The sequence below is a fragment of the Proteinivorax tanatarense genome (genome assembly GCF_040267685.1).
Classification (GTDB): domain Bacteria; phylum Bacillota; class Proteinivoracia; order Proteinivoracales; family Proteinivoracaceae; genus Proteinivorax; species Proteinivorax tanatarense.
Window position 1 is genome coordinate 2,710,633 of the sequence record NZ_CP158367.1, and the last position, 11,451, is coordinate 2,722,083.

Below are 11,451 nucleotides of genomic sequence, written 5' to 3' on the forward strand. Positions count from 1 at the left end.
GCTACAAATAGAAACCAGCTATCAAAACTTAATTTTGATAGCTGGTTTCTATTTGTATATTTTATACTACAACCTCAACTTCATTGCTCAACTCTATAGTGTTTCCGATGTTGCAGATATAAGCATGTATTGATACTTCTTCGTTGTAAGCTTCTGTTAAAGCTTTGCTAAACAATGGGTCTGTTTTTAAGTTAGGTGAAAAGCTTTTGGCGTCATTACGTTGTATCATAAACAGGACTTTTGCCTTATATCCTTCTTTTATACTTTGTGTTAATTCTTGTAGATGCCTTGTACCCCGAGATGTTGGTGCATCAGGGAATTTAGCTATGCCATTTTCAACTAAAGTAACCGATTTAACTTCTATAAGAGTCTTTTCCCCTGTTTCTTCTTCGACCAAAAAGTCCATCCTACTTTTCCCATAGGTATATTCACGTCTAATATTTGTTAGTTGATCAAAGCCAGGCATTTTGTTTTCTGTAAGCAGGTTTTCCACAAACCTATTTGGCATTTGGGAATCCAGCGAAACCCTTACCCCATCAACAGTATCAACCTGCAAAAGATCAAACTTTGTTTTTCTATTGTCCGCCCGTTCAGCCTTGCGAACATACACAGTTGCATCTGGTAATAAAAGCTCTTTTAATCTTCCCGAGGTAGGAAGATGGCAGGTCAGTATCTCACCGTTATAAAGTACATCACAGCTAAACCTATTGTTACGTTTGACAAAGGCAGCTTTTAACAGCTGCCCTTTTATTTTTAAACTACCCATTTACAGCAACCTCTCTATGACAAAGTAGATCGTAGGTGATATCATTAAGGTAATTGATACAACAGCTAACACCAGCACAAAGTTCTGTAATTTTTTGTTGTTTTGTTTTTCGGCCCTTGTGTAAGCATAGTAAAGCATACCTGCTGAAAGCAGAACAAAAAACGGCCTATAAGGTGCTATACTGGACACAAACGATAGTGTTACTCCACTGAGACCCAGGGAGATAATTATTACTGGTCCTAGTCAACATAACATGGCAAAAAAAGATGGTATCAAGGATAATATCGCTGATATTTTTTCTTTCATTAAATTGCCTCCTTTTTTGACAACAAATATGAATTGCCTTAATATATTTTTAACGGCATATTTACGGAGTGATTAAAATGATTGTACTACAATGTAAAGATATAGTTAAATATTTTGATGGTGAACCGTTATTTTCTAACGTTTCCCTTCAAATACATCAAGGAGAAAAAATAGCACTTGTTGGTGAAAATGGTAGCGGCAAAACTACACTCTTTAATATTTTAAATGGTACATTAGATTGCGATGACGGTCAAATCTTTTCTGCTAAAAATATTACCACAGGTTTTCAGACTCAACACCACGATTTAGACCAAAACCTTACTCCTATTGAAGAATTGCGCAAAGTTTTCAAGCACTTAATTCAGTTAAACAATGAAATCCGAGTTATAGAGCAACAGATGTCTACCGCAAAAAGTGAAAACTTAGAAAAATTAATGGAAAAATACGGGGCTCTTACTGAAAAGTTTGAAAATCATGGAGGATATAGGTACGAAAGTGACATTGTAGGAGTCTTAAGAGGTTTAGGCTTTTCACAAAATGAGTTAAATAAAAAAATACATCAATATAGTGGCGGTCAACAAAGCAGAATTTCATTAGCTAAGCTTTTGCTAAAAAAACCTGACTTGCTTTTTCTAGATGAACCTACCAACCACCTTGATATCAACGGGGTGCTGTGGCTAGAAAACTTTCTGAAAGAGTATAAGGGTGCAGTATTTTTGATTTCCCACGATCGCCAGTTTCTAGATAACATAGTAAGCAAAACTCTGCATTTACACGGTGGAGACCTTATGAGCTATGCTGGGAATTACTCTTTTTATATTAGGGAAAGAAAAGCCTGGGAACAAAGGTTAATTAAAGAACATCAAAAACAACAACAACACATAAAAAAAACAGAAGAATTTATCAGACGTAACATTGCTGGCCAAAAAACTAAACAGGCCCAAAGCAGACGAAAACAGTTAGAGAAGTTAGAAAAGGTTAACCTCTTTTCTAACGAACATACTACAGACTTCTTCTTTAACATAGATTCAAGCAGCGGACGCTTTGTGGCCACCGTCAAAAACCTTTGTTTTTCTTATAATCACATACCCATTTTCAATGATATTAATTTTAACATAGAACGTAATGACAAGGTAGGTCTTGTAGGTCCAAACGGATGCGGAAAAACCACTTTGCTCAACTTATTGGCTCAAAAGCTTTCCCCTGATAAAGGAGAAATCATTATTGGACATAATGTGCAAATAAGCTACTTCAGTCAGCAAAGAGATGATCTTACACCATCAAATACAGTCATCGAAGAAATTTGGAGTGTAAAACCTGGCTGGAAAGAGGGTCAGGTACGGGCATATATGGCAAAATTTTTGTTTACTCAAGATGATGTTTTCAATCACATTTCTTCTTTGAGTGGTGGTGAACAAAGTAGGTTAGCTCTAGCAAAGTTGATTTTAGGAAAAAGCAATTTTATTATACTTGATGAACCCACTAATCATCTAGATATAAAAAGTAAAGAAGTTTTGGAAGATGCTTTGCAAGATTATCCTGGAACACTATTAGTTGTTTCACATGATAGATATTTTTTAAATAAAATCACAAATAAAACTATTGCTTTAAAAAATGGAAATGCTCGAACTTTTTTAGGTGACTTTGATTATTACCAACAAAAAATAGCTGAAGAACGCTGGGAAAAAGAACAAAAACAAAAACGTGTCGAAAAATCTACAAAAACTAAAACTAAGCCAACGAAAAGCATAGTTAAAAAAATCAAGGACCAGATCTCTCAAGTAGAACAGAGTATTTTTGAAACTGAAGAACAAATAAAAAGCCTAGAAGCTGAACTATGTAAAGAAGAGGTTTATAAAAATCACAAAAAAAATCTAGATGTTAATAAAAAATATGAAGCACAAAAAGAAAAATTATCGTACCTTTTTTCTCGTTGGGAAGAGCTAGAAGATCAACTATCTAAAACGGTCGCCCAAGATTGACGAAGGCATGGAGGTTTAGGGTTTATTATCAGTGCAGCAGTAAAAGAGTTTGCTGGCTGTTGAGCAGAGGAAATAATAATCTGAAATTTTAAAGCAGCAAAAGTCTTAAAAGACTAGCGCTGCTTTTTTGTTGCTATTATTGTTTGAACGGTAACTTTTCAGAGCACAAACAATATAATATTGGTAAAGTTAAAAAAAGCATAGAAATAGCTGCAGTAACAATTCCTGAATCGTTTAATAATAAAGCTGTAAAGCTACCAGCTAAAATCCCTCTTATAGCTAAATAGTATTTTTTCTCTTTATGGTATAACAATTTTTGAGGTGGATAAAAACCCAAAAATATTATCGCTATCAATAACACAAAAAACACTCTACTCCAAATGCTATACTGAATTAGTTTGAAATTCATGGACAGTTTTCTTGAGGCGGTCATTATAACATCTTCTATAACATTCTCGCCCGCAAATAAGTTGCCTATATGAGTTGGATTACTGCTAGTTATATTAAAAAATATCAAAAGCATTAGAATTATAAGGCCTGCTGCTCCTATAGTGGCCAATGTCTTTAGCAATCCTTTTTTTCGGTTATAATCAACTAATACCATTGCAAAACCAACAGCCAAGGCTAATGTTCCCCCAAAATTTGTTCCCCAAAACGGAGCCATGGTTACAAAAAGTACACCGGAATATATTATATACAACCAGAAACTTTTTTGTTTTTTATACAAAGGATAGGTGGCTAAAATTGTTCCCCCCAAGAGAACACCAATATATTCATTACCTATACCATAAAACCTAGCACCACCTATAACATCGTATCCTAGTACTGACTGTTTTTGTAGAAAATTATCTAAAAAAGTGTCAATAATAACCACAACCACTGTAGCTGTCGCCGTAAAAACCAACCTGTTAATTGGCTCGTTATAAACAATTGTAGTTGTATAAGCTAATATAATGCTGATTAGAATAAATATTACAGTAGATATATAAATAGGGGCAACTGGTAAAAAAGCCATAATTAAAAATGCCAAAGGCCCCCATAGTAGTGTTAATATAGGTAAAAGTAATAGCTCTAGTTTAATAGCTTTTATTTTAAAGTTTAGCATAATAAAAATAACTAAAATCATTATCAAAGTCACGTAGAAATGTACTAAAAAGGGACGTTGACTATAAACTGTGTTTATTCTTTTAACCATTGACATAACTTCTTCTTTTTGCTCTGCCTGACTTTTAGCAGTAGCAACCTGCCCAAACATATTATCAGCTTTAATATCATAAAAACTTAATAATGTTGGTGCTATATCCAAACTTGTTACAACCCCTGGCCGCTTTGTAGACCCAGAAGTTAATAGGCCTGCCTCTCCACCTTGGTTATAGTGGTATATTGTGGGGATAAACTCATTGTACTCCTCTTGTCTCCAGCGAGGAACGTTAAATGTCAAAATCAATATATTATCATCTTCATTAAACTTAGATAGTATATACTCAAAAAGAGGGTCCATCCTTTGAATGCTATCCTTTGTCAAATTCTCCACTGTTTGCTGTGTATAGTTAAAATAATGTTCATCCAATCTATATGTGTCACCAGTATCTATTAAATATATATCAGCACTATTTTGATGCTGATCTAGATAATTAACCATTCGGTTATAATCGGTTTTTTTACCTCCAACAAATTTTTGAGTATCAATCAAAATATTTTCATCTACCTTGCCTATAGGAACTTGGCCAGCATTATCAGCCACTATCCAGGCAGCGTGCCTTTGCTGCTCAATTGAGTCAGAATTTCCTACGACTAAAGGCACTAAGTGGTGCTTTTTAAGCTTTTCGCCCAATGCACCGACTTTCACAGGATGCATTAGTTCATCATTCTGATGCTTCACATGATTTATAAACGGATTAACTACACCATCTACTGGTACAGATACACCAGGGTTAAATGTTAAGTATAAAGAAGAGGCTAACATCTCATCTTTTTTTTCTTGACTGTTAAAAAAAAGCTCCCCTTGAGCTCCTACCGCTCTGCTTGACGCTCCTATTGTAAGCGCATTGTTTATGCTACTCCTACCACTGGCTGTATTATTAGCCATTATACCCCAGCTGCTATTTTCCAGTATATAAGATAGATTTTCACCAGCATATTCCTCTAGTTGTTCAGGTGAGACCCTATCTATAATAACTACATAAGTCTTAGGCACATTTTTATTTTCTGCAACAACATCTAAGGCTGTAAAGTTTACAAGGAGAAACATTAATAATACTATAAAAGCTATTCTTTTCAAATTAACACCTTCTTTAAACTCACATTAATTTTTTTTTTGATTATAAACCTGCATGGTTTCTTTATACATTGCTTCTAATGAGAAGTTATTTTTTACATACCCTCTGTTTACTCTTAATCTTTCCCTTTGTTTTTTTTGTTGGATTAACTTCTGTAATGCATCCTTTAAATTGTCAATATTATTTTTTTCCACTATCAAACCATTTTTATTATGCATAATTATTTCCTTTAATCCACCGGCGTCACTGGCTATTACTGGTATATCTAAAGCCATAGCTTCAAGCACAGTTATGCCAAAACCTTCGCTCAACGAAGGTTGTACAAAAATATCAAATCTTGACATCTTGACATAAGGACTGTTTAAATATCCATAAAAAACAACTCTATCTTTGACTGGCTGAGCTTGCTTTTGCAGAGTAGTTTTACCTGGCCCATCACCAATTATATGAAGATAAATATTGCGGTGCTCCTTGGAAAGTTTGATAAAAGCATCAACTAAAATATGTATTCCTTTAATCTGAGTTAAGCGCCCACAACAACCTATATTAACAGCATCGGTTGTTTCTTTGTTAATTAAAGGGGGAAGAGATATGCCGTTATAAATAACTTTTACCTTCTTTTTTTTAGCGAGAGGTTTTATATATTCTTTCAAGTGTTTAGATACACATATAATTTCATCAACACCCTTCACGCTCTGAGAAAACCCTCTAGCAATAAATCCTTTCTTTTTACCTTGGAGATGTTCTAGGTCATTGTGAACAGTGACTATTTTATTAGCTTTTTCAAAGGGATACAAAGCATAAAGAGTAGCCTTAAAGCCATGAAAATGAATTATATCTGGAGAAAAGTTATCCACCATTTTTATGTAACTATATATCGATTTAAGCCCACCTTTAAAATCTAGCTTAACCTTGATTGTCTCAGTCTGATGACCTTCTTTTTCTAAAAAATAGTTAAGGTCTTTTATGTGCTTTTCAATTCCACCCACAGCATCACTTTTAACAATTAACACCTTCATAATAAAGTCCCCCATATTTATATATACTCATTATATTCTAGCCTAGCAAGAATAATTTATACTACAATTGGGTACAGCAAAATAAAAAAACATCGTTTTGCATTTTTACACTTACTTATACAAGTCGATAAGTCTAAAATTTTGGTATTTTTCTAACAAAAATAAGTGAAAGGATAAATGTATTAAAATAGACCATTACTGGTCTATTTTAATACATTTATCCTTTAATTCTTTAGAAATGCTATGGGAGATTTTCCAAACATCTCCCGCTCCCATTGTAACTATAATACATTTTTTGAGTAAGTCTTTTTGTATCATCTCTATGCATTGGTTATGTGTATCAGTATATACAACTTGTGTAGTTTTGCGCTGTTTTATTACCTGAGCAAGGTTTTTTGATGTTATTTTTTCAATTGTCTTTTCTCCTGCTGAAAATATCGGTAGCAAGTAAACTTTATCCGCATAATCAAATGCTTCGCTAAACTCCTTAAATAAAAAAGAAGTTCTGGTATACCGTTGCGGCTGAAATATAGCTATAACAGGTGCATTAAATTCCTTTGCCGCTGTAAGAGTAGATTGGATTTCCGTCGGGTGATGGGCATAGTCATCTACTATTATTTTTTCTTCGTTTTTATACAGTATCTCAAACCTTCTTTTAACACCTTTAAAGTTTTTTAAAGTTTCGGCCATATTTTTTACGCTTACTCCTAGCTGATAACATAACGCAATCGCAGCTAAAGAGTTTAAAACATTATGTCTCCCGGGAACATTGAGCTTTATCCTCCCTCTAGGAGTTCCTTTAATAAACAAATCAAAAGACGCTGTTCCTCTATAAAATGAACAATTAGCAGCTGAGAAATGATTTTTCTCATTCAGCCCAAATGTTATTATTTCTCTATCTAGGATATCTAATTCTTTTATAACTGGATCGTCACCGTTTACGACTAAATACCCTAATTTTGCAATATTTCCGATAAACTTTTCGTATGATCTTATTAGCCTACCAAAACTTCCTCCATAGTTGTCTAAATGATCTGCCTCAATATTAGTTAGCACTGCGGCATAAGGCCTATACTGTAAAAATGAGCGATCGCTTTCACAGGCTTCAGCTACTATATAACAAGAACTGCCCACCCTAGCGTTTCCGTTAAAATGCTCAATTTCTCCCCCTATAAAAGCTGTAGGGTCCATACCAGCCTTTGCCAAAATAAGTGAAATCATTGAAGTAGTGGTAGTCTTCCCGTGGGCCCCTGCAATGGCAATACCTTTTCTGCTATTTAAAAACTGTGCTAATACATCAGCCCTGTGATATATTGGTAACTTTCTTTTTTTGGCTTCGAGAAGCTCGACGTTATCATCTCCTATGGCTGTTGAATATATCACCGCATCTGCATCTTGTAAGTTTTTCGCTTCATGTTCAAAGTAAATTTTTGCCCCATCTTCCTCGAGTCCTTTAGTCAATGCCGACTGTTTTATATCTGAACCAGAAACTTTATGCCCCCATGCAAGCAATATTTTGGCAATCGCACTCATTCCATATCCGCCTATGCCAATAAGGTGTATTTTATCGTAGGGAATAGTCATCCTTAACCACCTCTTTTTAATATTTAACTTTCTTTATGTTATTAAGGTATGATATTTGCCTAAGTATGTTCATGAGAATAAAAGGTAATTTTATAAATTTAAATAAAGTAAAGAGCGCTAGTTGGATAGGGTTGATCATAATAAGTTCTGCTGGGAGCACTGTAGTGCTCCCATACGCATTCGCTCTGTACATCATATGGGGGACTTCTATATTAGCAGCCACTTTCTGATGGGTCGGCACGGAGGCACGACCCCTACCTTCGCGAGGGGAATGGCTGTCGTTAGAAGCTTCTGTACTGCATACTGAAGGCGCTCATAATATTATTGGAGGGTTTGATTGGCGGGAAGCGTTTTGGAACCATGTGAAGGCTTTTATGGCGTTGGCCATCCCAAATTGATTTAGCAGAGCCAGTATCCAACCTTACTGGCGACCCATAAGCCATAAAAGACAAGCATTGGTGAAACAGCTGATCACCACCCCAAAGCCCGGAGATAATATTATGAGCGCCTCAACTGACTGACGGTCAAGACTCGCCACCTAATTGGCCACGGTAGTTGGATAGGAGATGGTTGGATGGTTTTTGGTTATTATTAAAACCTAAGGGTCAATTTTACTCCAGTGGTTTGACATAATAAGTTCTGCTGGAGCACTTTAGTGCTCCCCTACAAATTCGGCTGTGGCAGGGTTTGTGGGGGTATAACCTCCATATTAGTAGTCATATGCTGATGGGTCGGCACGGAGGCGCGACCCCTACCTCTGCGAGGGTGTTAGCTGTTGTTAGAAGCTTCTGTACTGCATACTGAAGGTGCTCATAATATTATTGGAAGGTTTGATTGGTGGAAAGCGTTTTGGAACCATGTGAAGGCTTTTATGGCGTTGGGCCATCCTAAGTTGACTAGCAGAGCCAGTATCCAACCTTACTGGCAACCCATAAGCCATAAAAGACAAGCATTGGTGAAACAGCTGATCACCACCCCAAATCCCGGAGATAATATTATGGGTGCCTGAACTGACGTTGGCTGGTGAGTAGGTGCAGATGTTGGTTAGTCAGAAGATGGTCGGATAGTCTTTGGTTATTCTTCAAAGCTGAAGGACTAATTATACTCCAGCCTAGAAACTCGGCTGTGGTAGGGTTTGTGGGGATGTTTTTATCAGGCTTTCTTACCTGCCATAACTAAATCTTTCCTACGATATATACCCAATAATACCCCTATCAAAGCCATATTTATAACAAAACTAGTTCCCCCGTAGGAAATCAGAGGTAAGGAAAATCCTAAGTGTGGCATCAACCCAACGCTCATTAAAATATTGCCTAGACCTTGTATTGTAAATAAAACTACAATTGCCGAGGCTAAATATCTTCCGTAAGAGTGACGAATTGATCGCGTTGCCATAAACATCCTTGTTAGCACACACACCATTATCCCTAATGTGACCAGCCCTATTAGCAGGCCAAAAGTGGAGATAATGTATGTAAAAATGTAATCCGTATGAACATCGGGTAGGATAAGCTTATTCGCACCGTCTTGCCAATAGTATAAGCTATCGCTCCTTCCGATAAGTTCAGCATTAGATACTGCATCTCTAGAAATGGAGATAATCCAACCACTTGAATTCTGGGATGAATCAGGACGGATGATAGCTAAAAACCTTGACATCCTATAAGACGTTAGATGTCCTGCTAGCAGGAGGATTTTCGCTAGTAGTGCGCCTCCATATATCGAGAAGATAAACCTACTTTTATTTCCAGCAAAATCCTTGCTCATTATTGCTAATGTAAGTACAGTTAAGAGTCCAGCACCAAAGAGCAAAACAAACCCAAAGGATCGTACGTGTGTATTAGAGATAAGCACCATAGCTAACATTGCTAAACCTACAAGCTTTAACATATCTTTTATATTCCCGCTCCCCCATCTCTTTGCAAGCCCTGCAAAAGCAATAATAAAAAGAGTCATGGTGAGAACAATTATTCCTGAAGGATTATTTATTACACTATTACTCATCCAAATGCCAATTGCAGCACCAAAAATAAGCAAAGAATGCTTTTCTATTTTTGTATAATCAAAGAAATAGCACCCTATACAAACCCCTATACCCATTGGCAAATAAGTTAAATAGGTTCGCAGGATCTGGCTATGATTAAGTGGAATCTGACCTTGGTTTTGTATTGACTCAGTGCTTAAAATAGTAATTAGTGTTAACCCTCCAATTAACACCAACGCACCAACCAACCCGATAATTGACCATTCAGTCTTTGGTCTATGTGTTTTATTCAGCTCTTTACCTATTTGGATAGGATCCCCCATCTGAGTTATAGCTTTTTGAATGGCCTCATCTTCGTCCATTCCCGTCTCGATATAACTGTCCGCTATTTCACATATATGGCTTTCAATTTCTTCGGAAATATCATCAGTTACTCCTTTATATTTTATTTCCCCACATACTTTGCTTAAATATTGACAAATGTATTTATTCAAAACAAACACCCCCTATCACCTTATTAACAGTACGACTATAAACTTCCCACTCTTTTTTCTTCTCCTGCAAAAGTTTATCACCTTTATCTGTAATGTTATAATATTTTCGCTTTCGACCGGACTCGCCTACATCCCAATATGACTGAACCATCCCTTCGCTTTCTAAGGCGTGTAAAATAGGATACATCGTTCCTTCCTTTAAAGTAAAGGTTTGGTCAGACTTTTCTTCAAGCTCTTTAACCATCTGATAACCATACATATCTCCAGTGCTCAAAAGATTAAGTATCAACATCTTTGTACTACCCTTCATAAGATCCTTATCAATTTTCATATTAGACACCTCCTTTTTTTGGGTATGGGCCACTTACAACTCCTAAATTGTTGAAGTAGGGTGCTTGCACTAGTTAACCTTCGATAAACTTATGTACCCATTTACTTAACGCTATTTTGTAAAAACAAAACCCTATAACCCCACCTAATGTGTTTAAAATAATATCATCTATATTAGATGTACGCATGAATACAAGTCCATAGTAAGAAAAGATTGCTTGGTAAATTTCTATGGTTAATGATGTAAGCATTACCCAGATAGTAACTCTTTTTATATTCCTTACATTAAATAGGACAGGTAGATAAATCCCTAACGGCAGTAACAGTATGACATTATAAAGGGAAAGCCTCACAGAGTTCCAAAAAAACCAATCTGCTCCTCTATGCACGTATAATTGATACCAGTCAGCTATAAATTTAAATGGTATAAGCTGAATATAAACTGTCCCTCCTAACCTGTCCCTTGAGAATATATGTATATTTCCTGTTGTAACCTCAAACACTTTTACCATATAAATCAAAAAACTATAAAACAACAACCTACCTATAATATTTTTTGACTTGTTTCTTATAATATCGATCACGATGAAAATAATTACCCCTAAAACCCCTAATAACGCAATCAATTCCCTCAACCTCCTATACCTATATAAACTATGCATCGTCAACCTATGTATAGGATAACCCTGCAGTTTTTATCTGTCAAC

9 protein-coding genes and 1 pseudogene are annotated in these 11,451 nt (G+C 35.8%); 3 read left to right on the forward strand and 7 right to left on the reverse strand.

The window, feature by feature from the left end; all coding sequences use genetic code 11:
* Nucleotides 1-61: 61 nt before the first annotated feature.
* A complete protein-coding gene (sfsA, locus tag PRVXT_RS13250; RefSeq protein ID WP_350343339.1) occupies nucleotides 62-766 on the reverse strand; it encodes a DNA/RNA nuclease SfsA in 705 nt (234 codons plus the stop codon).
* Between the two features lie 425 nt (nucleotides 767-1,191).
* On the opposite strand from sfsA, the pseudogene PRVXT_RS15050 reads away from it, so the two are divergent.
* Nucleotides 1,192-1,710, forward strand: a pseudogene (locus PRVXT_RS15050) (ATP-binding cassette domain-containing protein); the annotation flags it as partial.
* A 30-nt stretch (nucleotides 1,711-1,740) separates the two neighbouring features.
* Complete coding sequence (locus PRVXT_RS13255; protein WP_434064320.1) at nucleotides 1,741-3,054, forward strand: ABC-F family ATP-binding cassette domain-containing protein; 1,314 nt, start codon at nucleotides 1,741-1,743, stop codon at nucleotides 3,052-3,054.
* Between the two features lie 136 nt (nucleotides 3,055-3,190).
* Here PRVXT_RS13255 and PRVXT_RS13260 read toward each other — a convergent pair whose 3' ends face one another.
* The 3 genes from PRVXT_RS13260 to murC form a co-directional block, all read right to left on the reverse strand.
* On the reverse strand, nucleotides 3,191-5,335 hold the full coding sequence (locus PRVXT_RS13260; RefSeq protein ID WP_350343341.1) for a hypothetical protein: 2,145 nt from the start codon (nucleotides 5,333-5,335) through the stop codon (nucleotides 3,191-3,193).
* Between the two features lie 24 nt (nucleotides 5,336-5,359).
* A complete protein-coding gene (locus tag PRVXT_RS13265) occupies nucleotides 5,360-6,352 on the reverse strand; it encodes a glycosyltransferase family 4 protein (protein WP_350343342.1) in 993 nt (330 codons plus the stop codon).
* Nucleotides 6,353-6,547: 195 nt separating this feature from the next.
* Nucleotides 6,548-7,936: a UDP-N-acetylmuramate--L-alanine ligase gene (gene murC, locus PRVXT_RS13270; RefSeq protein ID WP_350343343.1), complete on the reverse strand. Its 1,389-nt coding sequence runs from the start codon at nucleotides 7,934-7,936 to the stop codon at nucleotides 6,548-6,550.
* Between the two features lie 775 nt (nucleotides 7,937-8,711).
* On the opposite strand from murC, the gene PRVXT_RS13275 reads away from it, so the two are divergent.
* Entirely contained in the window at nucleotides 8,712-8,945 is a 234-nt protein-coding gene (locus tag PRVXT_RS13275) for a hypothetical protein (protein ID WP_350343344.1), read from the forward strand.
* Nucleotides 8,946-9,088: 143 nt separating this feature from the next.
* On the opposite strand, the gene PRVXT_RS13280 is transcribed toward PRVXT_RS13275, so the two are convergent.
* From PRVXT_RS13280 to PRVXT_RS13290, 3 genes are all read right to left on the reverse strand, one after another.
* Nucleotides 9,089-10,414, reverse strand: a complete 1,326-nt coding sequence (locus PRVXT_RS13280) for an FtsW/RodA/SpoVE family cell cycle protein (protein WP_350343345.1) — start codon at nucleotides 10,412-10,414, stop codon at nucleotides 9,089-9,091.
* Nucleotides 10,407-10,745 (reverse strand): PadR family transcriptional regulator, encoded by a 339-nt coding sequence (locus PRVXT_RS13285; protein WP_350343346.1) that lies wholly within the window; start codon nucleotides 10,743-10,745, stop codon nucleotides 10,407-10,409. Before PRVXT_RS13285 ends, PRVXT_RS13280 begins: the two co-directional genes overlap by 8 nt.
* A gap of 73 nt (nucleotides 10,746-10,818) precedes the next feature.
* Nucleotides 10,819-11,370: a VanZ family protein gene (locus PRVXT_RS13290; protein WP_350343347.1), complete on the reverse strand. Its 552-nt coding sequence runs from the start codon at nucleotides 11,368-11,370 to the stop codon at nucleotides 10,819-10,821.
* Nucleotides 11,371-11,451: the final 81 nt, after the last annotated feature.

Bases quoted from the DNA above. Each gene is read 5' to 3' on its own strand.
- murC (WP_350343343.1), bottom strand. From the start codon at position 7,936: ATGACTATTCCCTACGATAAAATACACCTTATTGGCATAGGCGGATAT.
- PRVXT_RS13285 (WP_350343346.1), bottom strand. From the start codon at position 10,745: ATGAAAATTGATAAGGATCTTATGAAGGGTAGTACAAAGATGTTGATA.
- PRVXT_RS13265 (WP_350343342.1), bottom strand. From the start codon at position 6,352: ATGAAGGTGTTAATTGTTAAAAGTGATGCTGTGGGTGGAATTGAAAAG.
- sfsA (WP_350343339.1), bottom strand. From the start codon at position 766: ATGGGTAGTTTAAAAATAAAAGGGCAGCTGTTAAAAGCTGCCTTTGTC.